Source organism: Rhizobacter fulvus (assembly GCF_964020785.1).
In genome coordinates, this window is sequence record NZ_OZ224516.1 from 1,588,201 (window position 1) to 1,612,405 (window position 24,205).

At 64.4% G+C, this 24,205-nt stretch carries 20 protein-coding genes, 2 tRNA genes and 3 rRNA genes; 12 read left to right on the forward strand and 13 right to left on the reverse strand.

Features of this window, described 5'->3' with window-relative positions:
- Positions 1-31: 31 nt before the first annotated feature.
- The gene (locus tag ACWH49_RS07580; RefSeq protein ID WP_448170904.1) at positions 32-784 is read right to left on the reverse strand and encodes a hypothetical protein; all 753 of its coding nucleotides are present in this window, start codon (positions 782-784) and stop codon (positions 32-34) included.
- Between ACWH49_RS07580 and ACWH49_RS07585 the strand changes: the two genes are divergently transcribed.
- Positions 777-1,082: a hypothetical protein gene (locus tag ACWH49_RS07585; protein WP_448170905.1), complete on the forward strand. Its 306-nt coding sequence runs from the start codon at positions 777-779 to the stop codon at positions 1,080-1,082. The genes ACWH49_RS07580 and ACWH49_RS07585 overlap by 8 nt on opposite strands.
- 280 nt (positions 1,083-1,362) lie before the next feature.
- Entirely contained in the window at positions 1,363-2,862 is a 1,500-nt protein-coding gene (locus ACWH49_RS07590; protein WP_056465773.1) for an AMP nucleosidase, read from the forward strand.
- Positions 2,863-2,865: 3 nt separating this feature from the next.
- Here the strand turns inward: ACWH49_RS07590 and ACWH49_RS07595 are convergent, their stop codons facing one another.
- Positions 2,866-4,380: a glycosyltransferase family 39 protein gene (locus ACWH49_RS07595; RefSeq protein ID WP_448170906.1), complete on the reverse strand. Its 1,515-nt coding sequence runs from the start codon at positions 4,378-4,380 to the stop codon at positions 2,866-2,868.
- A gap of 182 nt (positions 4,381-4,562) precedes the next feature.
- Here ACWH49_RS07595 and fusA point away from each other — a divergent pair, with 182 nt between their 5' ends.
- Positions 4,563-6,617: an elongation factor G gene (fusA, locus tag ACWH49_RS07600; protein WP_448170907.1), complete on the forward strand. Its 2,055-nt coding sequence runs from the start codon at positions 4,563-4,565 to the stop codon at positions 6,615-6,617.
- A 16-nt stretch (positions 6,618-6,633) separates the two neighbouring features.
- On the opposite strand, the gene ACWH49_RS07605 is transcribed toward fusA, so the two are convergent.
- Together ACWH49_RS07605 and purT are read right to left on the reverse strand one after the other, a co-directional pair.
- A complete protein-coding gene (locus tag ACWH49_RS07605; RefSeq protein ID WP_448170908.1) occupies positions 6,634-7,035 on the reverse strand; it encodes a hypothetical protein in 402 nt (133 codons plus the stop codon).
- Positions 7,036-7,212: 177 nt separating this feature from the next.
- Positions 7,213-8,415 (reverse strand): formate-dependent phosphoribosylglycinamide formyltransferase, encoded by a 1,203-nt coding sequence (gene purT, locus ACWH49_RS07610; protein ID WP_448170909.1) that lies wholly within the window; start codon positions 8,413-8,415, stop codon positions 7,213-7,215.
- Between the two features lie 99 nt (positions 8,416-8,514).
- On the opposite strand from purT, the gene ACWH49_RS07615 reads away from it, so the two are divergent.
- Positions 8,515-9,102 (forward strand): hypothetical protein, encoded by a 588-nt coding sequence (locus tag ACWH49_RS07615; RefSeq protein ID WP_448170910.1) that lies wholly within the window; start codon positions 8,515-8,517, stop codon positions 9,100-9,102.
- 68 nt (positions 9,103-9,170) lie between these two features.
- Here the strand turns inward: ACWH49_RS07615 and ACWH49_RS07620 are convergent, their stop codons facing one another.
- On the reverse strand, positions 9,171-9,335 hold the full coding sequence (locus ACWH49_RS07620; RefSeq protein ID WP_448170911.1) for a hypothetical protein: 165 nt from the start codon (positions 9,333-9,335) through the stop codon (positions 9,171-9,173).
- A gap of 143 nt (positions 9,336-9,478) precedes the next feature.
- Between ACWH49_RS07620 and ACWH49_RS07625 the strand changes: the two genes are divergently transcribed.
- Together ACWH49_RS07625 and ACWH49_RS07630 are read left to right on the forward strand one after the other, a co-directional pair.
- Entirely contained in the window at positions 9,479-9,640 is a 162-nt protein-coding gene (locus ACWH49_RS07625; RefSeq protein WP_157615585.1) for a hypothetical protein, read from the forward strand.
- A 42-nt stretch (positions 9,641-9,682) separates the two neighbouring features.
- Entirely contained in the window at positions 9,683-9,946 is a 264-nt protein-coding gene (locus ACWH49_RS07630) for a hypothetical protein (RefSeq protein WP_157615588.1), read from the forward strand.
- 52 nt (positions 9,947-9,998) lie between these two features.
- Here the strand turns inward: ACWH49_RS07630 and ACWH49_RS07635 are convergent, their stop codons facing one another.
- Positions 9,999-10,853, reverse strand: a complete 855-nt coding sequence (locus tag ACWH49_RS07635; protein ID WP_448170912.1) for an aldo/keto reductase — start codon at positions 10,851-10,853, stop codon at positions 9,999-10,001.
- A gap of 86 nt (positions 10,854-10,939) precedes the next feature.
- Between ACWH49_RS07635 and ACWH49_RS07640 the strand changes: the two genes are divergently transcribed.
- From ACWH49_RS07640 to aqpZ, 3 genes are all read left to right on the forward strand, one after another.
- Positions 10,940-12,028 (forward strand): DUF2855 family protein, encoded by a 1,089-nt coding sequence (locus ACWH49_RS07640; RefSeq protein ID WP_448170913.1) that lies wholly within the window; start codon positions 10,940-10,942, stop codon positions 12,026-12,028.
- A gap of 63 nt (positions 12,029-12,091) precedes the next feature.
- Complete coding sequence (locus ACWH49_RS07645; protein ID WP_448170914.1) at positions 12,092-12,934, forward strand: HDOD domain-containing protein; 843 nt, start codon at positions 12,092-12,094, stop codon at positions 12,932-12,934.
- A gap of 156 nt (positions 12,935-13,090) precedes the next feature.
- Positions 13,091-13,780 carry an aquaporin Z gene (gene aqpZ, locus ACWH49_RS07650; protein ID WP_448170915.1) on the forward strand — a complete coding sequence of 230 codons (690 nt, stop codon included), beginning with the start codon at positions 13,091-13,093 and terminating at the stop codon, positions 13,778-13,780.
- A 28-nt stretch (positions 13,781-13,808) separates the two neighbouring features.
- On the opposite strand, the gene ACWH49_RS07655 is transcribed toward aqpZ, so the two are convergent.
- Positions 13,809-14,291 carry an Lrp/AsnC family transcriptional regulator gene (locus tag ACWH49_RS07655; RefSeq protein ID WP_448170916.1) on the reverse strand — a complete coding sequence of 161 codons (483 nt, stop codon included), beginning with the start codon at positions 14,289-14,291 and terminating at the stop codon, positions 13,809-13,811.
- Positions 14,292-14,405: 114 nt separating this feature from the next.
- Between ACWH49_RS07655 and hppD the strand changes: the two genes are divergently transcribed.
- The gene (hppD, locus tag ACWH49_RS07660; RefSeq protein WP_448170917.1) at positions 14,406-15,527 is read left to right on the forward strand and encodes a 4-hydroxyphenylpyruvate dioxygenase; all 1,122 of its coding nucleotides are present in this window, start codon (positions 14,406-14,408) and stop codon (positions 15,525-15,527) included.
- A gap of 188 nt (positions 15,528-15,715) precedes the next feature.
- Here hppD and ACWH49_RS07665 read toward each other — a convergent pair whose 3' ends face one another.
- Positions 15,716-16,606 (reverse strand): esterase/lipase family protein, encoded by an 891-nt coding sequence (locus ACWH49_RS07665; RefSeq protein ID WP_448170918.1) that lies wholly within the window; start codon positions 16,604-16,606, stop codon positions 15,716-15,718.
- 77 nt (positions 16,607-16,683) lie between these two features.
- On the opposite strand from ACWH49_RS07665, the gene ACWH49_RS07670 reads away from it, so the two are divergent.
- On the forward strand, positions 16,684-17,412 hold the full coding sequence (locus tag ACWH49_RS07670; RefSeq protein ID WP_448170919.1) for an FFLEELY motif protein: 729 nt from the start codon (positions 16,684-16,686) through the stop codon (positions 17,410-17,412).
- Positions 17,413-17,476: 64 nt separating this feature from the next.
- Entirely contained in the window at positions 17,477-18,400 is a 924-nt protein-coding gene (locus ACWH49_RS07675) for an MBL fold metallo-hydrolase (RefSeq protein ID WP_448170920.1), read from the forward strand.
- Between the two features lie 70 nt (positions 18,401-18,470).
- Here the strand turns inward: ACWH49_RS07675 and rrf are convergent.
- The 5 genes from rrf to ACWH49_RS07700 form a co-directional block, all read right to left on the reverse strand.
- Positions 18,471-18,583, reverse strand: a 5S ribosomal RNA gene (rrf, locus tag ACWH49_RS07680).
- Between the two features lie 169 nt (positions 18,584-18,752).
- Positions 18,753-21,633: ribosomal RNA gene (locus ACWH49_RS07685) — 23S ribosomal RNA — on the reverse strand.
- A 319-nt stretch (positions 21,634-21,952) separates the two neighbouring features.
- Positions 21,953-22,028 (reverse strand) — tRNA-Ala (locus tag ACWH49_RS07690).
- Between the two features lie 19 nt (positions 22,029-22,047).
- A tRNA-Ile gene (locus tag ACWH49_RS07695) sits at positions 22,048-22,124 on the reverse strand.
- A 123-nt stretch (positions 22,125-22,247) separates the two neighbouring features.
- Positions 22,248-23,778 (reverse strand): 16S ribosomal RNA (locus ACWH49_RS07700).
- Together the 16S, 23S and 5S rRNA genes with 2 tRNA genes alongside form the textbook arrangement of a ribosomal RNA operon.
- Positions 23,779-24,205: the final 427 nt, after the last annotated feature.

Sequence of the window (24,205 nt, forward strand, 5' to 3'; positions counted from 1 at the left end):
GAATTCGTTACTTCGTCGCAGAGGCGGCGGATCAGCCGCTGGCGCCTCCCAGGCCCGCGAAGACGCTGCGCACGTCCCGAACCTCGGGCAGCACGTACACGATCGCCTTCTGCGCGCCGACGACCGGCTTCACGACCGTGTCGAAGAACGCCACCGGCACATTGATGCACCCATAGGAAATGCGGCGCTGCGCCGGATCGTTCGACGCCAGCCGTTCGAGTCGGCGCTCCTTCGGATCGACCGGGCGCACGCGGTGCATCGAGACCGCGGCACCGTAATCGACCCACACGACGTCTTCCCCGGAGGCATTGCGGCCGGGCTGGCTGACGAATCGGCCGGCCGGCGTCGTGCGCTCTTCGGGGCGGACGTCGGCGATCGGGCGCTGGCCGATGCCGGCGACCGAATCGTCGCCCGCCGCAGCACCGAGCAGCACCGGGCTCGAATCGACCAGCCGGGCGCCGGCATCGAAGACGAAGACGCGTGCGTCGCGCTTGTCGAGGATGACAAACGGGAGGCGCTGGTTGTCCGCCCGACGCGCCACCCAATCAGCGACCAGACGCGCATCCTCGGACGCCACGTGCTCGCCGAAGTCGGCAACGCGCGGATCGTCCGGAATCTGTAGCGCCGTGGAGGCCACCGGCGGCGTCGGGCGCGGCGAAAGCCGCGCCGTGGCCGAGCCGGCCGGCGGCAGGATGACCGCGAGGACCGCGGCGCCCACCAGCACGCCCTGCCGCAGCCCGACGACGAGGTCGGGGTGGCGGTCCAGGATGTGGCGGATGCGCACGGTGGTCGGCCCCGAATCGTCGAATCAGTTGCGGTCGGCCTTCGGCGCCGGCTCGGCCGGCGCGGCGTTCACGTCACTGGTCACGGCCGGGGTCGACATGTCGCTGCTCGACGACGGCACATTCGACGGCGCTGCGTTCGGCGCCGGCATCGTGGACGGCCCGGTGGCCGAAGGCGTCGTGCCGGTCGGCGCCGGCATGCTCGTGTCTGCCGCCGGCGTGGTGGTCGTCGACGGCTGCTGCATGGTCTGCGAAGGGGTCGTGTTCGCCGGCTCGGTCGTCGTTTGCGCGGACACGTAGCCCACGGTCCCCACAATGGTGGCGGCGGCGATGGCGGCGGTCAGGGTCTTGGAAGCGTTCATTCGAATAACTCCTTGGCTGAGGCCCGCTGGGGGCCGGGTGGTCGAAACGCCGGCTCTGAACCAGCTGCGTTCAGCTTAGAAGTCCGTCTGGCTGCGGGTGGTCGGCTGACCGGCGCGCAGCCTGTAGGACAAGCGAGGTCACGAAATGCAACCTTGCTGCCCGGCGCTGCCGGGTCTGCAAGCGAAAATGGCGAATCGACTCCAAGAAGAAGATCCCCATGTCCGTCGTTCCGAATTTCATCGCGCCCGCCAGCTTCACCGACCCCGCCGCCGCCCTCGACCAGGTGCGCGCGATCTATGACGGCAGCGTGCAGCACCTGCGCAGCGCGCTGCAGGCCTTCGTCGCCGGCGACCCGATGGCCGAACGCGTGCGCGCTTGCTATCCCTTCGTGCGGGTCAAGACCGACACGGTCGCGCGCGCCGATTCGCGCCTGAGCTATGGCTTCGTCGCCGGCCCCGGCACGTTCGAGACCACGCTGACGCGGCCGGACCTGTTCTCGAACTACTACCTCGAGCAGTTCCGGCTGCTGCTGAAGAACCACCACGTGTCGCTGGAGGTCGGCACCAGCGCGCACCCGATCCCGGTGCACTTCTCGCTCGCCGAGAACGACCACATCGAGGGCAACCTGAGCGCCGAGCGGCGGCTGCTGATGCGCGACCGCTTCGATTTGCCCGACCTGAACGCGATGGACGACGGCATCGCCAACGGCACCCGCGAGACCGGCCCCGGCGAGGCCCAGCCGCTCGCGCTGTTCACGGCGCCGCGGGTCGACTACTCGCTGCACCGGCTGCGCCACTACACCGGCACCGCACCCGAGCACTTCCAGAACTTCGTGCTGTTCACGAACTACCAGTTCTACATCGACGAGTTCGTGCGCCTCGGGCACGAGACGATGTCGAGCGCGGCCAAGGCGCAGGACTACGTGGCGTTCGTCGAGCCCGGCAACGTCATCACGCGCCGCAAGGGTCTGGCGGCACAGGCGGGCGACGACCTCGGCAGCGCACCGCCGCGCCTGCCGCAGATGCCCGCGTACCACCTGGTGCGGGCCGACGGCAGCGGCATCACGATGGTCAACATCGGCGTCGGTCCGGCGAACGCGAAGACGATCACCGACCACATCGCGGTGCTGCGCCCGCACGCCTGGGTGATGCTGGGTCACTGCGCGGGGCTGCGCAACACCCAGCAGCTCGGCGACTACGTGCTCGCCCACGGCTACGTGCGCGAGGACCACGTGCTCGACGAAGAACTGCCGCTGTGGGTGCCGATTCCGGCCCTGGCCGAGGTGCAGGTCGCGCTGGAATCGGCGGTCGAGCAGATCACGCAGCTCAAGGGCTACGAGCTCAAGCGGATCATGCGCACCGGCACGGTGGCGAGCACCGACAACCGCAACTGGGAACTGCTGCCGTCGCATCACGCGGCGAGTACGCCGGAGCGGCGCTTCAGCCAGAGCCGGGCCATCGCGCTCGACATGGAGAGCGCGACGATCGCCGCGAACGGCTTCCGCTTCCGCGTGCCCTACGGCACGCTGCTGTGCGTCAGCGACAAGCCCCTGCACGGCGAGATCAAGCTGCCGGGCATGGCCAATCACTTCTACCGCGAGCGGGTCGACCAGCACCTGCGCATCGGCATCCGCGCGATCGAGCTGCTGCGCGAGGCCGGCGTCGACCAGTTGCACAGCCGCAAGCTTCGCAGCTTCGCCGAAGTGGCGTTCCAGTAGCGATCAGTCTCCGGTGCAGGGCCGCGCCGGCAGCTGCACGCCGAGCCGCAGCGCCCTGTGCGCGAGATCGGGGCGGTTCGGGACCAGGTCGAACGGCACGACGCTGATGACGCCGTCGGGCACCGGGTCGCCTTGGTCCAGCACGAACAGCGCGCCATCGCGCTGGAGATCTTCGGGCCGCACCCACGGGGTGGCGCGGTCGGAGTCGAACACCATCACCTGACCGCCCGAGTAAAGCGACACGAGCCCGGCGTCGAACACCGAGCCTTCGACGTACCGCAGCGGGCATTCGGTGGTCGCGGCCCAATGCGCAACCGCCGTGCGCGCCAGGCGGCGCGCGGGGTACATCGTGTCGATGCGGCGACTGGTCAGCACCGTCGTCGGATCCTCGTGCTCGGCCGCGTACCAGGCCAGGCTTGCGCCGTGGATGACCAGTGCCACGCCGACCAGCCGGCGCAGGTCGATCGCAGCGCGGCGCTGCCAGCGCCAGGCGAGCCACAGGCAGAAGAACTGCAGTCCTTGCACGCCCCAGTGGTTGCGCAGGCTTGCGCCGGCGGCGAGCGCCATCACGATCAGCACGACGATGCCGGCCCAGAGCAGGCCGATCAGCCAGATCTGCAGGTCGGCGGCGGGCGCCTGCGCCGGCGACAGGCGTTCGTCGCCCCTCGGCGCGAGCCGCGCCCAGGCCCAGCACAAGCCGATCGCGAGCAGTGCCGGCGACCAGAGCCGCACCTGGTTGGCGAAGAACGAGACCATGAAGCCGAACCGCTGCCGCCAGCTCGCCGCTTCGATCGCCTCGGAGGCATAGCGCAGCGTGCTGAAGTCGTGCTGGGCGACCCAGACCGCATGGGGCGCGCACACCACCCCCATCACGACCACGGCGAACAGCAAGCCGCCCCATTGCGACCGGTGCCGCACCCGGCCGGAGGCAACCAGCGCGAAGAGCAGCCCGGCCAGGGGCACCAGCGCCTGGTACTTGGACAGCGTCGCCGCGCCGGCCGCCAGCCCGGTGGCCAGCCACCACAGCGGCGCGTCGCGCCGAGCGCGGCTCGCCCGCATCGCGAACCAGGTGCTGGCAGCCATGAACAGCACCAGCACGGTGTTGTGGTTGTAGAGCTGCACGCGCTGCGAGAATGTCATGTTCAACCCCCACAGCACGATCGCCGCTGCGGCAGCGCGCTCGCCGACGAGTTCGCGCCCGATCTGCCACGTGAGCAGCGCCGTGCCGAGCAGGCACAGCGTGGCCAGCAGATAGGCCCAGTAGACCGACGCCCCGAACAGCCTGATGACCGACCCCAATGCCCAGGACGGCAGTGGCGGGTGCTTGTGATAGCCGAGCTCGAGGCTCTGCGCCCAGTTGAACTGCTCGATGTTGTCGCCGAACTGGGCCGTGTTGAAGTAGCCGGCCCACACGGCCCACACCACCACCATGCCGAGCGCGAAGAGGAGCGCCTGGTGCGGGGTCACTTCCCGCGCTGGCAGGGCACGTCGGGTCGGCAGCGCGATCGAAAGGGCCATGACGTACCAGTTACCGAATGTAAACTCAAGATTTTAGCCAGCGGGCGATGCCTGGCGCCGAGGACAGCCCGGATTGCCTCGCGCGGTGCGATCCCTTAGGCTGTTTGTCACACCAGCAAGCCCAGCCCGGGGCACGCGATGCGATCGGACCGCGAGCGCCGCCCTTCCCCCAGGAGCGCGCCATGCCGACAACCAGCCCCAGCCCCGCGATCCAGGCGATCCGGACCCTCGCGCTCGTCGGCCAGACGGGCGGTGGCAAGACCAGCCTGGCGGAGGCGCTGTTGTGCCAGGCCGGATCGATCGGCGCCATCGGCAGCCTGGAGCGCGGCAGCACCGTCAGCGACTTCGACCCGATGGAGCGGCGCGCGCAGCACTCGCTGAACGCCTCGGTGCTGCATTTGACGCACCGCGGCACGCGCGTGCACCTGATCGACACGCCCGGGTATGCCGACTTCATCGGCCAGTCGATGACCGCGCTCGAAGCCGTCGACACCGCCGCCATCGTGATCAACGCCGCCACCGGCATCGAGGTGATGAGCGCCCGCATGATGGAGTGGGCAGCCGGCCGGCGCCTGTGCCGGATGGTGATCGTCAACAAGATCGACACGGCAGGCGTGGACCTGGCGGCACTGGTCGAGCAGATCCAGGCGGCCTTCGGCAAGGAATGCCTGCCGCTGAACCTGCCGGCCGCAGGCGGCACGAAGGTCGTCGACTGCTTCTTCAACCCCTCGGGCGAGGCCGATTTCTCGAGCGTCGAAGCGGCGCACCGGGCGCTCGTGGAACAGGTGGTCGAGGTCGACCCGGCGTTCGTCGAGCGCTACCTCGAGGACGGCGACGTCGATCCGCGCGAGCTCCACGCGCCGCTCGAAGAGGCCCTTCGCCAGGGTCACCTGATCCCGATCTGCTTCGTCTCGGCCCGCAACGGGGCCGGCGTGGCCGAGCTGCTCGACGTGATCGAGGCGCTGCTGCCGAACCCGGCCGAGGGCAACCCGCCGCAATTCCTGAAGGGCGAAGGGGCCGACGCGACCGAACTGCACGCGCAGACCGACCCGGATCAGCACGTGATCGCGCACGTCTTCAAGGTCACGGTCGACCCGTACGTCGGCAAGATGGGCGTCTTCCGGATCCACCAGGGCACGGTCACGAAGGACAGCCAGCTCTACATCGGCGACGGCCGCAAGCCGTTCAAGGTCGGCCACCTGTTCATGCTGCAGGGCAAGGATCACGTCGAGGTGGCGCGCGGCGTGCCGGGCGACATCTGCGCCGTGGCCAAGGTCGACGAGATGCATTTCGACGCGGTGCTGCACGACGCCGCCGAGGACGACCACCTGCACCTGCGCCCGCTGCCGTTCCCGGTGCCGGTGCACGGCCTGGCGATCGAGCCGAAGCGCCGCGGCGACGAGCAGCGCATGTGGGAGATCCTGCAGAAGCTGGTCGACGAGGACCCGTGCCTGAAGGTCGAGCACGTCGCCACGACCAACGAGACCGTCGTCTATGGCCTCGGCGAGCTGCACCTGCGCACGTTGCTCGAGCGGATGACCGAGGTCTACAAGTGCGAGGTCGTGACCCGGCCGCCACGCATCGCCTACCGCGAGACGGTGACCTTGCCGGCCGAGGGCCACCACCGCCACAAGAAGCAGAGCGGCGGCGCCGGCCAGTTCGGCGAGGTGTTCCTGCGCATCGAACCGCTGGAGCGCGGCGCCGGGTTCGAGTTCGTCGACCAGGTCAAGGGCGGCACGATCCCGACGCAGTTCATCCCGGCCGTCGAAAAAGGCGTGCGCTCGGTGCTCGACACCGGCGTGATCGCCGGCCATCCGCTGCGCGACGTGCGGGTGATCGTCTACGACGGCAAGTCGCATTCGGTCGACTCCAAGGACATCGCGTTCGCCACCGCCGGCCGCAAGGCGTTCATCGACGCGGTGAAGAAGGCCAGCCCGATCGTGCTGGAGCCCATCGTCAAGGTCGAGATCACCGCGCCCGAACACAGCATGGGCGACGTGACGGGCGACCTGTCCGCCAAGCGCGGCCAGGTCAGCGCGACGCAGTCGCTCGCCGGCGGCGCGATCGTCGTCAGCGGGCAGGCGCCTTTGTCGGAGCTCACCAACTACCAGGCCCGGCTGAACGGCATGACGGGCGGCCAGGGCCGGTACACGCTCGAGATGAGCCACTACGAGCCGGTGCCGCCGTCGGCGCAGGCGGCCCTGACGAGCCGCTATCAGGCCAAGGACGAGGATTGAGCGCGCCGCGTCGGCGCTACATCCCCTCGACCATCGGACGCGTCGCGGCGAAGCCGTCGCCGAGGCCGGCCGGGACCGTCGTCTCGTGGGCCTGGGCGCGGCGGAGCCGGTCGATCTCGTCGTAGGCGGCGCGCAGGCGCGCTTCGGCGCGCGCAAGGGCCGCACGCGGCTCGTCGCTGGCGCTGGCCAATTGGCGCTGGAAGCCTTGGCGCAGTTGTTCGAGTTCGGTCTGCGACCGCAGCTGGACGATGCGAAACTGGTTGGCCGACGTGTCCGACCGACGCTGGAAGTCGTCGCGCAGGCGCCGCACCGCGGCGGCGTGGCGGACGCCGACGGTCCAGAGCGTCACCCAGCTCCCCGCGATCGCGCCCAATGCGAGCCCCAGCCCGATCCAAAGCCCACCATCCTGCACCGTCATGTCGCCTCCCCGGTCCCGCGGCCGCGCACCTGCGTGCCGAACCCACCGAACCCGGCAGCGTAGCGAGCCGTGCCCGGTCTTGCGGGCGGCGGCGAAGTGCGCGCCGTTGGCGCGACTTTCTACCGGTGCGAAGCCGCACCCAAGTTGTCGAGGCGCATCAAAGGCCGGCAGAACCGCTCAGGGCACGCGCGGCTTCACGCATGCGGCCGCCTGCTTCGCGCGCTGCCGCGCCAGCTCGACATCGGCGTCGTGCACCAGCGCGACGCCCATGCGGCGCTTCGCGAAGCTCTCGGGCTTGCCGAACAGGCGCAGCTCGCTGTTCGGGATGCGCAGCGCGGCGTCAATGCCGTCGAACACCAGCCCTTGGGCGTCGACGCCGCCATAGATCACGGCGCTCGCGCCTGGGCTCTTCAACGCGGTGTCGACCGGCAGCCCGAGGATCGCGCGGGCATGCAGCTCGAACTCGTTCTGCCATTGCGTGATCATCGTCACCATGCCGGTGTCGTGCGGGCGCGGCGAGACCTCGCTGAACCAGACCTCGTCGCCCTTCACGAACAATTCGGCCCCGAACAGGCCCTGCCCGCCCAGGTCGTCGGTCACGGCCCGCGCGATCGCCTGGGCACGCTCGAGCGCGGCGGCGTTCATCGGATGCGGCTGCCAGCTCTCGACGTAGTCGCCGGCCACCTGGACGTGGCCGATCGGCGCGCAGAACTGCGTCTCGACTCGACCGTCGGCACCGAGCGCGCGCACCGTCAGCAGCGTGATCTCGTAGTCGAAGTCGATGAAGCCTTCGACGATCACCCGACCGCGGCTGACGCGGCCACCGGCCATCGCGTAGTCCCACGCCTTGGCGACGTCGACCGGTCCGTCGAGCCGGCTCTGGCCCTTTCCCGAACTGCTCATCACCGGCTTGACGATGCACGGATAGCCGATGCCCTCATCGATGGCCGCCTGCAACTCGGCCATCGAATCGCAGAAGCGGTACGGGCTGGTCGGCAGCCCCAGTGTCTCCGAAGCGAGGCGACGGATGCCCTCGCGGTCCATGGTCAGCCGCGCGGCCCGCGCCGTCGGGATCACGCGCACGACCCCGGCGGCCTCGAGTTCCTCGAGCATCGGCGTGGCGATGGCTTCGATCTCGGGCACCACGAGCAGCGGGCGCTCGGCCTCGATCAACGCCTTCAACTGCGCCGGATCGCTCATCGTGATCGTCCGCGCGTGATGCGCCACCTGCTGGCCCGGCGCGTTGGGGTAGCGGTCGACGGCGATCGTCTCGACGCCCAGCCGCTGGAGTGCAATCAGCACCTCCTTGCCGAGTTCGCCGCTGCCGAGCAGCATGACCTTGGTGGCGTGGGGTGAGAGCGGGGTTCCGAGCGTGGTCATCGAGCGCGTCCTGGAGGGAAAGACAGAGCGCGGATTCTCCCCGAAGGGCCGAGGGACCCCGGCCTCGGAGGTGGTCAACGGCGCTTTATCATCTGACACATGAATTCCGGCCCGCGCGATGTCGCCCAGATTCGCCTCGCGAACGCCCTGATCCTCTTCGACGAGTTCGTGCACGCGACCGTCAAGCATGCCGACGCGGCGACGTTGCGCGGCCTCGAAGGCCGCTTCGCCGAGCGGCTGCAGATTCAGCCGAGCTACTGGAGCCAGATCAAGGGGCGCTCGCGCCAGATCGGCGAGCGGCTGGCGCGGCAGTTCGAGCAGCTGTGCAAGAAGCCGCCGGGCTGGATGGACGAACGCCACAGCGCGCACGAGTGGGCGAACGCGCCGCAGGTCGGCGCCCGCACCGTCCCCGTGGCGGCGGCGCCTTCCATCGCGAACCGCGACGCCGAGCACAACGTGCCGCAGGACGACGACGAGCGCTTCATCGTCGGCCTCGTGCTGACCTACTACCGGCGCCACCCGCAGCGCGCGCGAACGCGGTTGCTCGACCTGCTCGGCGAGGTGCTCACGTCGACGGCACCGGCGAAGCCTGCGACCGCCGCCCAGCCCGCGCCGCCGCCGGACGACGGCCTCGACCTGTGGAGCAAGACTCAGGCGGCGGTCAAGCCGCTGAAGTCCAAGCGCTGAGGCGCCGCCGCGCGGCAGGCGCGCGACACCCGTTGAAAAATCTGCGCAACACCCCTTGCGCAAGATAATCAAACGTTTATCATTTGCGCAAGTCGACACGAGCCGCTGCCGACGACACCCATCGATCCACCCCATTCGAAGTTCATGACCTTCATCAATGCATCGACCGTCTCCAGGCCCCTGCGCCGCGCGCCAGGGATGGGCGCGTCGTCGATGAATTCGCAGTCGGTCATCGGAGCGCACCGCGCGCCGCCTGGTCCGCCACCACGCTGAGACGTCGCTTCCGACGCTGCAGCGTCGACGGCCCGGGTTGCGTTCCACGCCCCGGGCCGTTTTGCTTTCCGGCCGTCATGCGGCAATTCACCAGGAGAACCTCATGAAGATCAACGTCACCGCTCGCAAGCCCCGCAACCCGCTGATCGCGCACGCCCGATTCCGCCGTGCCGGCAGCCACCAACCCGGTGGCCGCTCGATGCGCCAGCAAGGTGGCCGGTCGCTGAAGCGCGAACTGGACCAAATGAAACAGCACAGCCCGTGACCCCTGCGCGGCCGACCCGCGCAAGCCCTGAAGGACATCACCATGTCGAGCCTGAAATACCTCCGCGCCGGCGCCCTCGAAGCGCCCCGCCCCGCCCGCGAAGCAGCGGTCCGCCTCGTGGCGATCGGCCTGCGGGGCGCCAGCGCGGCCCTCGCGCGGCTCTCGCGCCGGTTGGCCGTTCCGGCGGGCCGCGTCGCGCGACCCGCCCCGCAGCTCGAGTTCTACGCCGAAGCGGGCGCGCCCGAGGGGGCGCTCTACGTGGACGGCAAGCTCGTCGGCTTCGTGAGCGGCGTGCAACGTCTGTGACCCGACGGCGGGCGGCGCACCGGCACCGGTGCGCCGCCCGCCGTCCTGGCGCTCAGCGCATCGCCAACGGCTGCTTGCGGCGCGGCATCGGGAAGCGGCGCTCGATCGTCGCGAGATCGTCTGCCGTCAACACGAGCGACGCCGACGCGAAGTTCTCGCGCAGGTGCGCCTCGCGCACCGCCTTGGGAATGGCCATCACGCCGGTCCTTCCCATCGACCAGGCCAGCGCCACCTGGGAGGGCGTGGCACCGTACCGCTCACCGACCTCGCGCAACACCCGCTCGTCGACCAGGCCGCCCTGGTCCAGCGGGCAGTAGGCCATCATCGGCATCGAGCGCTCGCGCAGCCAAGGCAGAAGATCGAACTCGGCCCCACGCTCGGTCAGCGAGTGATAGACCTGATTCGCGCTGCACGTCGCGCCCCCGGGCACCGCGGCCAGCGCCTGCATCTCCGAAGTGTCGAAGTTGCTGACGCCCCAGTGCCGGATGTGGCCGTCCACCTGCAGCGCCTGGAAGCCCGCGACGGTCTCGTTCAGTGGATGAGGCCCGGGCCAGTGCAGCAGATACAGGTCGATCCGGTCCAGTCGCAATCGGCGCCGGCTGCGCTCGCAAGCTGCCGCGACGCCGGCTCGGCTGGCGTTGTGCGGATAGACCTTGCTGACGATGAACAACTCGTCGCGCGCGACACCGCCGGTGCGCAGCGCCTCGGCCACGCCTTCTCCCACGACGTCCTCGGCGCCGCCGTCGCCATACATCTCGGCGGTGTCGATCACGCGGTAGCCGATCTCGAGCGCCAGTCGCACGGCGGCGATCTCGGCGGCGCGCGTGCGCGCCGACTCGCCCATGTGCCACGTGCCAAGGCCGAGCGCGGGCCAGGCGCTTCCGTCAGGCAGGACGACGCTGTTCATGGAATCTCCGGAGACGCGATACTGCATGCTAAGACCAACGCAAGAAGGCGTGCGGCACACGACCGCGTCCACCGGAGACCCCGCAGATGACCACCACCTTCGTCGTCGAGCGCCAGAAGCTCGCGCAGTCACGCTGGACACAGCGCGAACCCGCCCCCTTGCAGGAAGGCGAGGTCCGCTTCGCGATCGACGGCTTCGCGCTGACTGCGAACAACATCACCTATGCGGCCTTCGGCGACGCGATGAACTACTGGGGGTTCTTCCCGACCGGCGACGCGGCGACCGGCTGCATCCCGGTCTGGGGCTTCGCCGATGTGGCCGAGTCGCGCTGCGACGGCGTCGCGGTCGGCGAACGCTTCTACGGTTACTGGCCGATTGCGGACAACGTCGTGCTGCAGCCGGCGCGGGTCGGCGACGCCGGCTTCTTCGACGGCGCAACGCATCGGCGCGAATTGCACGCGGTCTACAACCACTATCTGCGCTGCAGTGCCGATCCGGCGTACAGCGCGGCACACGAGGCCGAGCAGGCGTTGTTCCGGCCGCTGTTCACGACCTCGTTCCTGATCGACGACTTCCTGGCTGACAACGCATTCTTCGGCGCCCGCAACGTGATCCTGTCCAGCGCATCGAGCAAGACAGCGTACGGCACGGCTTCCTGTGTGGCACGGCGCGCGGGCGCGGTGCGCGTGATCGGGCTCACCTCACCGGCGAACTTGGCGTTCACGCGCGCGCTGGGCTGCTACGACGACGTTCTGACCTACGACGAGGTGACATCGCTGGCGTCCGAGGTCCCGTCGGTCTACGTCGATTTCAGCGGCAGCGTCGGCTTGCGCAGCGCCATCCACACGCACCTCGCCGGCGCGCTCGCATACAGCTGCTCGGTCGGCGGCACGCACTGGGATGAGCTCGGCAGCGGCAAGGGCCTGCCGGGGCCTCGACCGACCTTGTTCTTCGCACCGGCGCAGGTCAAGAAGCGCAACGCCGACTGGGGCCCTGCCGGGCTGCAGCAGCGGCTGGGCGCCGCGTGGTCGGCCTTCATGCAGCCGGTCACGAGCGCGCAGCCACCCTGGCTGCATGTCGTGCGCGGCGAGGGCCGCGCGGCAATCGAAGCGGTGTATGCCGCCTTGCTGGAGGGCCGCACCAATCCCGCCGAAGGGCACATGCTCAAGGTCTGACGGGTCGCCTCAAGCAAGGGCTGTGCGTTCCGATATGAGAGTCAACGCCACTCGACCACATCCATGCCGGACTCCCACTTTCCGCACGGCCAGCTGACCCGGGCGCTGCCCGATCTGGCCGCCTGGACGGCGCACTTCCGCGCCGCCGAGATTCCGGTGCTCGCGCAGACGGCCAACGCGCTGGAAGCATTACGCGCGAACGAGGACGATGTCGACGCGAACAGCACCGGCGAGATGATTTCGAACGACCCGTTGATGACCTTGAAGGTCCTCGCGCATGTGGCGACGAACCGCAGCGAACGCGTCGTGACCGATGTCGAGACGGTCACCTCGGCACTGGTGATGATGGGCATCTCGCCGTTCTTCCGGGCGTTCGGTCCGCAGCCCACGGTCGAAGACCGCCTCGCCCATGTCCCGTTGGCGCTGGACGGCCTGACGGACACGATTCGGCGCGCGCACCGCGGCGCGAATTTCGCGCTCGGCTTCGCCGTGCACCGCATGGACCACGACGCCGCGGTCATCCATGCCGCGGCGCTGCTGCACGACTTCGCCGAGATGCTGTTGTGGTGCCACGCTCCGGCATTGGCGCTGCAGATCCGGGACGCGCAGCGGGCCGATTCGACGCTGCGCTCCAGCGTGGCACAGCACGCTCTGCTGAACATCGAGCTTGCCGATCTCCAGCAGGCGCTGATGAAGGCATGGCGACTACCGGAATTGCTGATCCGCATCAACGACGACCGTCACGCGGACACGCCCAGCGTGCGCAGCGTCGCGCTGGCGCTGCGGCTTGCGCGACACACCGCAAGCGGTTGGGACAACGCGGCGATTCCGGACGATGTGGACGACATCGCCGACCTGCTGAACCTGTCACCGGCGGCAGCCATGGAGTTCGTCCGCGAAATCTGAATCTCGCCGCGGCATTCGCGCACGCGTGCGCGATCCGCTGTCGCTTTTACGTCCCTCCGACGCTGAAGATCGCACTCCTTCGTTGACAAGCGCTGGTTCGCCGCCCGGCCCGGTGGCAGAGTCCGCCGCCTAAATCAACCAACGAGGAGTGTGACGATGAAGGCCTATGGCGCGGAGTTTTTTGGAACCTTCTGGCTGGTGCTCGGAGGCTGCGGCAGCGCGGTGTTGGCCGCGGCGTTTCCCGGGTTCGGCATCGGCTTTGCGGGCGTCGCGCTCGCCTTCGGCTTGACGGTACTGACGATGGCCTATGCCATCGGCCACATCTCCGGTTGCCACCTCAACCCGGCGGTGTCGATCGGCCTGTGGGCCGGCGGCCGCTTCGAAGGCAGCAAGTTGCTTCCCTACATCGTCGCCCAGGTGCTCGGGGCAGCCGTCGCCGGCGGCGTGCTGTACCTGATCGCCAGCGGGAAGGCCGACTTCAGCACCGCCGGCGGCTTCGCGTCGAACGGCTTCGGCGAGCACTCGCCCGGCAAGTATTCGCTGGTCGCGGCACTGGTCTGCGAGGTCGTGATGACGATGATGTTCCTGATCGTCATCATGGGCGCGACCGACAGGCGCGCGCCGGCCGGCTTCGCGCCGCTGGCGATCGGTCTGGGCTTGACGCTGGTCCACCTGATCAGCATCCCGGTGACCAACACCTCGGTCAACCCGGCTCGCAGCACTGGCGTCGCGCTGTTCGTCGGCGACTGGGCGATCGCGCAGTTGTGGCTCTTCTGGATCGCGCCGATCGTGGGCGCGGTGCTGGGCGCGTTGGTCTACCGCGGGCTGGCCGAGTCGGACCGCTGAAGCGCAGGGCCGGCCGCCCGGCCGGCCCTCAGACCGGCATGGCGGTCGTGTTCTTGACGCGATCGAGGACGAAGCTGGTCTTGCAATCCTGCACGCTCGGGTGCTTGAGCAGCGTGTCCATGATGAAGCGCGAATAGTGCGCCATGTCCTGGACGACGACGCGCAGCAGGAAGTCCATCTCGCCGGTCAGCGCCGCGCATTCGACGACCTCGGGCCACGCTTGGACCGACGCACGGAACAGGTCCATCGGCGTGCGCTTGTGGATCTCGGCATGTTTTTCGAGCCGCACGTTCAGGTAGGCCGTGAGGCTAAGACCGACGCGCTCGGGCGAGACGAGCGCCACATACCCGGCGATCACCCCCGACTCCTCCAGCCGCTTGACCCGCCGCAGGGTCGCCGAAGGGGACAGGCTGACCTGCGCAGCCAGCGCGTCGTAGATCATGCGCCCGTCCGCCTGCAGCGCCCGAAGGATGCGTCGATCGATCGCATCCAGCTGTTCTCCGGTTTCCATGCTCAACATTTTGCATGTTTCATGCGCGGCCGCCGCGATCGAGGCGGAAACTTGCAGAAAAGCTGCGGCCGGCCGAACCTACAGTCCTGCATCGACCACGCGACGGGACAGATCATGCAATTCACGCCCTGGGACAACCCGATGGGAACCGACGGATTCGAGTTCGTCGAGTACGCCGCGCCGGATCCGGTCGCGCTCGGCGAGCTTTTCGTGACAATGGGGTTCACCGCGATCGCGAAGCACCGGACCAAAAAGGTCACGCTGTACCGCCAGGGCGAGGTCAACTTCATCATCAACGCCGAGCCGAACTCGTTCGCGCAGCGCTTCGCGCGCCAGCACGGGCCGAGCGTGTGCGCGATGGCGTTCCGCGTGAAGGACGCCAAGCAGGCCTACGAGCGTGCGCTCGAGCTCGGCGCGTGGGGCTTCGACAACCACACCGGGCCGATGGAGCTCAACATCCCGGCGATCAAGGGCATCGGCGACAGCCTGATCTACTTCGTCGACCGCTGGCATGGGAAGGACGGTGCGGCGCCCGGCGCGATCGGCAACATCAGCATCTACGACGTCGATTTCGTGCCGATCGAGGGCGCCCAGGCCAATCCGCCAGGTTGCGGACTGACCTACATCGACCACCTCACCCACAACGTCCATCGCGGCCGCATGAAGGAGTGGGCCGACTTCTACGAGCGCCTGTTCAACTTCCGCGAAGTGCGCTACTTCGACATCGAGGGCAAGCTGACCGGCCTGAAGAGCAAAGCGATGACGAGCCCGTGCGGGAAGATCCGCATCCCGATCAACGAGAGCTCGGACGACAAGAGCCAGATCGCCGAGTACCTCGACCTGTACCACGGCGAAGGCATCCAGCACATCGCAATGGGCACGGACGACATCTACGCGACCGTCGACGGCATGAAGCGGCAAGGCGTCGCCTTCCAGGACACGATCGCGACCTACTACGACCTGATAGAGCGCCGCTTGCCCCACCACGGCGAGAACCTGGACGAACTGAAACGGCTGCGCATCCTGATCGACGGCGCGACGCACCTGGGCGCACCCAACGAGCTGCTGCTGCAAATCTTCACGCAGACCGTCATCGGGCCGATCTTCTTTGAGATCATCCAGCGCAAGGGCGACCAGGGGTTCGGCGAAGGCAACTTTCGCGCGTTGTTCGAGAGCATCGAGCTCGACCAGGTGCGGCGCGGGGTGCTGAAGGACGAGCCGGCATCGCCCCGTTAATCGATCGCCCACCGGAGCTCGAATGGTTCAGGTTCTTGCGCGCGGCGTCTTGACGATGACGATTCTGGCCAGCGCGGCGGGCATCTACGCGCAGGCGGCCGGCGCGGAGTCGGCGCTCGCGACCGGCGATTACCCGTGCACCGTCGACAAACGGCTGCGCTGAGCGTCACCTGACGAGCGCCTCCCGCTCAGCCCAACCAGCGCAACGCGCCCGCGAAGACCACGGGGCTGAAGGCCATCTGGACATGCGCCGTGGCCGGGACGTGCACGTTCTCGGCGCCGGTGAGCACGGCGGCGGATGACGGGAACACGATGTTGTCGCAGTTGCCGAAATAGCAGGTGAACTTTGCGTAGCGCTCCGCCGGCTCGCGCGACGCGAGGTCGACAATCCAGGCGCCGCGGTGGCGCATCTCCCGCCCGTTGGTGGTGTGCCCGAAGCGCGCCAGCCAGGTCCCATGGTGCGGCGTGCCGATCGTGACGACGTGGTGCACGCGTGTGTCTGCGTTGAAGCGCGCCAGCCAGGCCCGGATCGCGACGCCCCCCATGCTGTGGCCGACCACCACCGGCGGTCGCCCGGTCGTCGCCTCGACGCGAGCGACCGCCGCCTCGATGATGTCGGCATAGTGCTCGATCGAGCCGAACACCGGCTCGAGGTTGACCGCGACGAAAGGGATGCCTCGTGCCCGCAGCGCCCGCATCCAAGGATTCCAGAGGCCGCGATTGCAGAAGAAGCCGTGCACCAGGACCAGGCCGCGGCGACCCGTGCCCGGCGGCAGGTGATCAGGCTCGGCGCGCGATCGGAACGGCTGGCGCCACAGGAACACGCGCGGCGCCGTCACCACCTCGCCGCACCAGGCCCGCCAGACCTCGCGCAAGGCGGCGCGCGGCGCTGCCTCGGCGTGCTGGACGACGTACAGCATCGCGAACTCGGCGGCCAGGAACAGCGCGTACCCGAGCACGATGGCCAAGGCACCGCCGGCGGCCCACCCCGGGTGACCCGCCCTGGCCCAAAACACGGCCCAGCCGAGAGCGGCCCCGAACAGGCCCGCGGTGATGAGTTTCTGCAGACGCGCGAGCATTGGGCATGCTAGCGTCGGTCGGGCATAGGCAGGCTCGGTACAGTAGACGCCTCTCCCCAGTGAGAATCCCATCGCGCATGACCAACTCGGCGGCCACCATCCTTGCTCACCTGCACGAAGTGGAGGCTGAACGTCGAAAGCGATCGACGGCGCCGGGCTTGCACGATCGCGTGGTTCTGGTGAAGGCCTATCAACAGCGCCGTTTCTCGCACACCTACGCCGACCTGCTGAACAGCGCCCGGTACGGCGCCGCGTCCAGATTTTTTCTCGACGAGTTGTACGGGCCGAGTGACTTCACCCGCCGCGACGCTCAGTTCGCACGCGTCGTACCGGCGCTGGTGAAGTTGTTCCCCAGGGAGATCGTCTCGACCGTGGCCACGCTGGCCGAACTGCATGCGCTGTCGGAGAGCCTCGACACGCGCATGGGCGAGCATGTCGACGAAGGCGTGGATGTCAACGGCGCGTCGTATGTCCGAGCCTGGCAGCAGACAGCGCACCCCGAGGCGCGCGAGCGGCAGATCGCGCTGACACTTGACGTGGCCGAGCGATTGGATCGCTTCACGCGTCGCCCTTTGCTGCGAAACAGCCTGCGGCTGATGCGCGGCCCGGCGCGCGCCGCTGGCCTGGCCGAGCTCCAGCATTTTCTCGAGACGGGGTTCGACACTTTTCGCGCGATGCAGGGTGCACAAGACTTCATATCCATTGTCCGAACCCGCGAGCGGGCGCTCGCTTCGGCGCTGTTTGCCGCATCCGCGACCAGCTCCGAAGGTGCCGGCATGACCGACGCGTTGGCGCGTCTTCCTTGAACGGCACGGGCGCCGATAGCGATACGATGCATCGCATGTACTCCGATGTCTCGCACACCGCCCGATGAATGAGGTCTTCGCTCGCGCCGGGTTACGCGTATTCGAGCGCGGTTGGCTGTCCTCCAACAATGTCCTGTTCCCGGGTGGCTCGACGCAGGAGCCCGTACTTGTCGATACCGGCTATGTGACCCACGCCGCACAGACGGTCGCACTGGTCAGAGCAGCCCTCGAGGATCGACCCTTGGCCCGCGTCGTGAACACCCACCTGCACTCGGATCATTGCGGTGGCAACGCGGCCCTGCAGGGCGAGTTCGATTGCGCGATCGACGTGCCGAGCGGCGAGGTGGACAAGGTCGATCGATGGGACGAAGCAGCGTTGACCTATCGCGACACTGGCCAGACATGTCCGAGGTTCAGCAGGATGGGGGCGATCCGCGATGGCGACGAGATCCGCCTCGGTCCTTATCCCTGGAGGGTGATCGCCGCACCAGGCCACGATCCCGCGTCGGTGGTGCTGTACCAACCTGACATGAAGCTGCTGATTTCTGCCGACGCGCTGTGGCAGAACGGCTTTGGCGTCGTGTTTCCGGAGATCGAAGGGATCACGGCGTTCGAGACCGTGCGACAAACGCTAGATCGCCTGGCAGGACTCGACGTCGATTGGGTCATCCCGGGTCACGGCTCCCCGTTCCAAGGCATGGCGGCCGCGCTGGGTCGGGCGCACCAGCGGTTGAATGGCTTTCTTTCCGATCCCGCAAGGCATTCGCGGCACGCCGCGAAAGTCCTGATCAAGTTTCACATGCTTGAAGTCAGGGAAGCTGAACGCGACCAACTTATCCAGTGGATGCTCGAGACGAGATTCATGCGCCTGACGCACGAGCGACATTTTGCCGAGATGCCGTTTCTCGAATGGTCAAGTGCACTGATCAGCGAACTCGCAGCTTCTTCTGCCATTCGCATCAACGGAAATCATATTCACGACGACTAGTCGCCAACTGAACTACCGGGGCACAAAAGCAAAAAGCCCTCGTCTTTCGACGAGGGCTTTTCTAATAGTAGCCTGACAATGTCCTACTTTCACACGGGAACCCGCACTATCATCGGCGCTGAGGCGTTTCACTGTCCTGTTCGGGATGGGAAGGAGTGGGACCACCTCGCTATGGTCATCAGGCTTAACCGGTCACCATCTTGGCGCTCATACAAAGCGCAAGACGGCCAATTCGCAGAGTCGCCCGGCTGTGATCATCACAACTGGGAATCAGAATTTTTGATTGCGCACCGAATTCAATCGAAGAACGGTACAGCGTAAAACCCCTATTTGACGGTCAAGTCAAAGTTATAGGGTCAAGCCTCACGGGCAATTAGTACTGGTTAGCTTAACGCATTACTGCGCTTCCACACCCAGCCTATCAACGTCCTGGTCTCGAACGACCCTTCAGGGGGCTCAAGGCCCCGGCAAGACTCATCTTGAGACGAGTTTCCCGCTTAGATGCTTTCAGCGGTTATCTCTTCCGCACTTAGCTACTCGGCAATGCCACTGGCGTGACAACCGATACACCAGAGGTGCGTCCACTCCGGTCCTCTCGTACTAGGAGCAGGCTCTCTCAATCTTGCAGCGCCCACGGAAGATAGGGACCAAACTGTCTCACGACGTTTTAAACCCAGCTCACGTACCTCTTTAAATGGCGAACAGCCATACCCTTGGGACCGGCTACAGCCCCAGGATGAGATGAGCCGACATCGAGGTGCCAAACACCGCCGTCGATATGAACTCTTGGGCGGTATCAGCCTGTTATCCCCAGAGTACCTTTTATCCGTTGAGCGATGGCCCTTCCATACAGAACCACCGGATCACTTTGTCCTACTTTCGTACCTGCTCGACTTGTCAGTCTCGCAGTCAAGCACGCTTATGCCAATGCACTATCACCACGATTTCCGACCGTGGCTAGCGTACCTTCGAACTCCTCCGTTACGCTTTGGGAGGAGACCGCCCCAGTCAAACTGCCCACCATACACTGTCCCCAACCCGGATAACGGGCCAAGGTTAGAACCTCAAACACACCAGGGTGGTATTTCAACGTTGGCTCCACGACACCTAGCGGCACCGCTTCAAAGCCTCCCACCTATCCTACACAGATCTGTTCAAAGTCCAATGTAAAGCTACAGTAAAGGTTCATGGGGTCTTTCCGTCTTTCCGCGGGGAGATTGCATCATCACAAACATTTCAACTTCGCTGAGTCTCTGGAGGAGACAGTGTGGCCATCATTACGCCATTCGTGCAGGTCGGAACTTACCCGACAAGGAATTTCGCTACCTTAGGACCGTTATAGTTACGGCCGCCGTTTACTGGGACTTCAGTCAAGAGCTTGCACCCCATCATTTAATCTTCCAGCACCGGGCAGGCGTCACACCCTATACGTCGACTTTCGTCTTTGCAGAGTGCTGTGTTTTTAATAAACAGTTGCAGCCACCGATTCTCTGCGGCCTCATTGGGCTCACCAAGTAAATGGATCACCTACTAAAGGCACACCTTCTTCCGAAGTTACGGTGTCAATTTGCCGAGTTCCTTCTCCAGAGTTCTCTCAAGCGCCTTAGAATACTCATCTCGCGCACCAGTGTCGGTTTGCGGTACGGTCGTATGTAGCTGAAGCTTAGTGGCTTTTCCTGGAAGCAGGGTATCACTCACTTCAGAGGCAAGCCTCCTCGTTATCACGCCTCATCTAAACCCTCCGGATTTGCCTAAAGGGTATGACTACACGCTTGAACCGGGACATCCAACACCCGGCTGAGTTAACCTTCTCCGTCCCCACATCGCACTACATATCGGTACAGGAATATTGACCTGTTTCCCATCAGCTACGCATCTCTGCCTCGCCTTAGGGGCCGACTCACCCTACGCCGATGAACGTTGCGTAGGAAACCTTGCGCTTTCGGCGAGGGGGCTTTTCACCCCCTTTAACGCTACTCATGTCAGCATTCGCACTTCTGATACCTCCAGCAGCCTTCACAAGCCACCTTCACAGGCCTACAGAACGCTCTCCTACCACGTACGCTTGCGCGCACATCCGCAGCTTCGGTAACTGGCTTAGCCCCGTTACATCTTCCGCGCAGGACGACTCGATCAGTGAGCTATTACGCTTTCTTTAAATGATGGCTGCTTCTAAGCCAACATCCTGACTGTTTTAGCCTTCCCACTTCGTTTCCCACTTAGCCAATTTTGGGGACCTTAGCTGGCGGTCTGGGTTGTTTCCCTCTTGTGTCCGGACGTTAGCACCCGGTGCACTGTCTCCCAAGCTGTACTCATCGGTATTCGGAGTTTGCAATGGTTTGGTAAGTCGCCATGACCCCCTAGCCATAACAGTGCTCTACCCCCGATGGTAATACTTGAGGCACTACCTAAATAGTTTTCGGAGAGAACCAGCTATTTCCAAGTTTGTTTAGCCTTTCACCCCTATCCACAGCTCATCCGCTAATTTTGCAACATTAGTCGGTTCGGACCTCCAGTAAGTGTTACCTCACCTTCATCCTGGCCATGGATAGATCACTTGGTTTCGGGTCTACACCCAGCGACTGAACGCCCTATTCGGACTCGATTTCTCTACGGCTTCCCTATTCGGTTAACCTTGCCACTGAATGTAAGTCGCTGACCCATTATACAAAAGGTACGCCGTCACCCCGCAAGGAGGCTCCGACTGTTTGTATGCATGCGGTTTCAGGATCTATTTCACTCCCCTCCCGGGGTTCTTTTCGCCTTTCCCTCACGGTACTAGTTCACTATCGGTCGATTACGAGTATTTAGCCTTGGAGGATGGTCCCCCCATCTTCAGACAGGATGTCACGTGTCCCGCCCTACTTGTCGTACACCTAGTTCCACAAAAGTCATTTTTCATACGGGGCTATCACCCGCTATGGCCGGACTTTCCATTCCGTTCTGATATGTCGATTGCTAAAGAGTACAAGGCTGTTCCGATTTCGCTCGCCGCTACTTTCGGAATCTCGGTTGATGTCTATTCCTCGAGCTACTGAGATGTTTCAGTTCACCCGGTTCGCCTCGCATGACTATGTATTCATCATGCGATACCCCTAAGGGTGGGTTTCCCCATTCGGAAATCTCCGGATCAAAGCTAATTTGCCAGCTCCCCGAAGCTTATCGCAGGCTATCACGTCCTTCGTCGCCTGTAATCGCCAAGGCATCCACCACATGCACTTAGTCACTTGACCCTATAACTTTGACCCCTGACCCGACTTTCGCCAGGTCAAGACTCAACGTGGTGTCAATGACCGTCTATCAATATGAGTATTACGCGTTTGCCGTCTTCAATGCTCTCGAAATTGCTTTCGCGAGTTGAATTCTGTTGACGCAATCAAAAACGTCATCGGCTGGACGGAGCGCCTGGCCCTTTACCAAGACCAGCGCTTTCAGCCGACAACTCTGATTTTCGACTCTACGAATTGTTAAAGAACAACAGCCGATTCTTTCGAATCGCTGAAGCAAGCTGCAATTCATGCAACTTGCTTCAGCAATCGATCTCAATGTGAATGGTGGAGGATGACGGGATCGAACCGACGACCCTCTGCTTGCAAAGCAGATGCTCTCCCAGCTGAGCTAATCCCCCGAATTCCAAATCGTGAAGATGGTGGGTCTGGTTGGACTCGAACCAACGACCCCCGCCTTATCAAGACGGTGCTCTAACCAGCTGAGCTACAGACCCTTCACTTTTTGTTCGTGAAGCATCGTCCGACTTGCCTTGCGGCGCTCAGCCGGGTCACGTTCACATGCTGTGTTCAACTACAGCCGATAAGAGTGGGCGCTCAAATTTGAGTGCATTTTCCAGAAAGGAGGTGATCCAGCCGCACCTTCCGATACGGCTACCTTGTTACGACTTCACCCCAGTCACGAACCCTGCCGTGGTAATCGCCCTCCTTACGGTTAGGCTAACTACTTCTGGCAGAACCCGCTCCCATGGTGTGACGGGCGGTGTGTACAAGACCCGGGAACGTATTCACCGCGGCAAGCTGATCCGCGATTACTAGCGATTCCGACTTCACGCAGTCGAGTTGCAGACTGCGATCCGGACTACGACCGGTTTTCTGAGATTAGCTCCCCCTCGCGGGTTGGCAGCCCTCTGTACCGGCCATTGTATGACGTGTGTAGCCCTACCCATAAGGGCCATGATGACCTGACGTCATCCCCACCTTCCTCCGGTTTGTCACCGGCAGTCTCATTAGAGTGCCCTTGCGTAGCAACTAATGATAAGGGTTGCGCTCGTTGCGGGACTTAACCCAACATCTCACGACACGAGCTGACGACGGCCATGCAGCACCTGTGTTCTAGTTCTCTTTCGAGCACGAAACCATCTCTGGTAACTTCTAGACATGTCAAGGGTAGGTAAGGTTTTTCGCGTTGCATCGAATTAAACCACATCATCCACCGCTTGTGCGGGTCCCCGTCAATTCCTTTGAGTTTCAACCTTGCGGCCGTACTCCCCAGGCGGTCAACTTCACGCGTTAGCTTCGTTACTGAACAGCAAGCCGTCCAACAACCAGTTGACATCGTTTAGGGCGTGGACTACCAGGGTATCTAATCCTGTTTGCTCCCCACGCTTTCGTGCATGAGCGTCAGTACAGGTCCAGGGGATTGCCTTCGCCATCGGTGTTCCTCCGCATATCTACGCATTTCACTGCTACACGCGGAATTCCATCCCCCTCTACCGTACTCTAGCCATGCAGTCACAAATGCAGTTCCCAGGTTGAGCCCGGGGATTTCACATCTGTCTTGCAAAGCCGCCTGCGCACGCTTTACGCCCAGTAATTCCGATTAACGCTTGCACCCTACGTATTACCGCGGCTGCTGGCACGTAGTTAGCCGGTGCTTATTCTTCAGGTACCGTCATTAGCTCCTAATATTAGTAAGAGCCGTTTCTTCCCTGACAAAAGTGGTTTACAACCCGAAGGCCTTCTTCCCACACGCGGCATGGCTGGATCAGGCTTGCGCCCATTGTCCAAAATTCCCCACTGCTGCCTCCCGTAGGAGTCTGGGCCGTGTCTCAGTCCCAGTGTGGCTGGTCGTCCTCTCAGACCAGCTACAGATCGTCGCCTTGGTGGGCTTTTACCCCGCCAACAAGCTAATCTGATATCGGCCGCTCCAATAACGCGAGGTCTTGCGATCCCCCGCTTTCACCCGTAGGTCGTATGCGGTATTAATCCGGCTTTCGCCGGGCTATCCCCCATTACTGGGCACGTTCCGATATGTTACTCACCCGTTCGCCACTCGCCACCAGGATTGCTCCCGTGCTGCCGTTCGACTTGCATGTGTAAGGCATGCCGCCAGCGTTCAATCTGAGCCAGGATCAAACTCTTCAGTTCGATCTTGATAAAATTACTCAAAGAATTGATAGGAACTTTATTTGCATAAAGTTCATACTGTTTTCTGTGAGCGTTTAAGGTCCATGAGACCTTGACTTTCCAGGCTTCCCTGGATCGTCTTGGCACTCGCCTTCAAACGTCCACACTTATCGGCTGTTAGTTTTTAAAGAGCCGCCTTTCGGCGCTACCTTTCGGTAGTTGCTGCTGCGTTTGCAGTTATCAGCTAAGTCTGCGATTATGACTTGATTCTAATAACCTTGTCAACCGCTAGGCTTTATTCTTTTCTGCTGACCACTTTGATTTGCCGCTTTCGCTTGAATCTCTGTTTTCAGCCGAGAGAGCGATTCTGACATGTTTTTGAAAACCTTGTCAAGCGTTTCGCGCTTTCGTTTTCTCCGCTGCTCTCAGTCGTTTAAGGCGTTCGCCT

Excerpts from the sequence above, each read along its gene's own strand:
- ACWH49_RS07585 (WP_448170905.1), top strand. The coding sequence starts at position 777 with ATGCGCACGGTGGTCGGCCCCGAATCGTCGAATCAGTTGCGGTCGGCC.
- ACWH49_RS07590 (WP_056465773.1), top strand. The coding sequence starts at position 1,363 with ATGTCCGTCGTTCCGAATTTCATCGCGCCCGCCAGCTTCACCGACCCC.
- ACWH49_RS07595 (WP_448170906.1), bottom strand. The coding sequence starts at position 4,380 with ATGGCCCTTTCGATCGCGCTGCCGACCCGACGTGCCCTGCCAGCGCGG.
- fusA (WP_448170907.1), top strand. The coding sequence starts at position 4,563 with ATGCCGACAACCAGCCCCAGCCCCGCGATCCAGGCGATCCGGACCCTC.
- ACWH49_RS07605 (WP_448170908.1), bottom strand. The coding sequence starts at position 7,035 with ATGACGGTGCAGGATGGTGGGCTTTGGATCGGGCTGGGGCTCGCATTG.
- purT (WP_448170909.1), bottom strand. The coding sequence starts at position 8,415 with ATGACCACGCTCGGAACCCCGCTCTCACCCCACGCCACCAAGGTCATG.
- ACWH49_RS07615 (WP_448170910.1), top strand. The coding sequence starts at position 8,515 with ATGAATTCCGGCCCGCGCGATGTCGCCCAGATTCGCCTCGCGAACGCC.
- ACWH49_RS07620 (WP_448170911.1), bottom strand. The coding sequence starts at position 9,335 with ATGACCGACTGCGAATTCATCGACGACGCGCCCATCCCTGGCGCGCGG.
- ACWH49_RS07625 (WP_157615585.1), top strand. The coding sequence starts at position 9,479 with ATGAAGATCAACGTCACCGCTCGCAAGCCCCGCAACCCGCTGATCGCG.
- ACWH49_RS07630 (WP_157615588.1), top strand. The coding sequence starts at position 9,683 with ATGTCGAGCCTGAAATACCTCCGCGCCGGCGCCCTCGAAGCGCCCCGC.
- ACWH49_RS07635 (WP_448170912.1), bottom strand. The coding sequence starts at position 10,853 with ATGAACAGCGTCGTCCTGCCTGACGGAAGCGCCTGGCCCGCGCTCGGC.
- ACWH49_RS07640 (WP_448170913.1), top strand. The coding sequence starts at position 10,940 with ATGACCACCACCTTCGTCGTCGAGCGCCAGAAGCTCGCGCAGTCACGC.
- ACWH49_RS07645 (WP_448170914.1), top strand. The coding sequence starts at position 12,092 with ATGCCGGACTCCCACTTTCCGCACGGCCAGCTGACCCGGGCGCTGCCC.
- aqpZ (WP_448170915.1), top strand. The coding sequence starts at position 13,091 with ATGAAGGCCTATGGCGCGGAGTTTTTTGGAACCTTCTGGCTGGTGCTC.
- ACWH49_RS07655 (WP_448170916.1), bottom strand. The coding sequence starts at position 14,291 with ATGGAAACCGGAGAACAGCTGGATGCGATCGATCGACGCATCCTTCGG.
- hppD (WP_448170917.1), top strand. The coding sequence starts at position 14,406 with ATGCAATTCACGCCCTGGGACAACCCGATGGGAACCGACGGATTCGAG.
- ACWH49_RS07665 (WP_448170918.1), bottom strand. The coding sequence starts at position 16,606 with ATGCTCGCGCGTCTGCAGAAACTCATCACCGCGGGCCTGTTCGGGGCC.
- ACWH49_RS07670 (WP_448170919.1), top strand. The coding sequence starts at position 16,684 with ATGACCAACTCGGCGGCCACCATCCTTGCTCACCTGCACGAAGTGGAG.
- ACWH49_RS07675 (WP_448170920.1), top strand. The coding sequence starts at position 17,477 with ATGAATGAGGTCTTCGCTCGCGCCGGGTTACGCGTATTCGAGCGCGGT.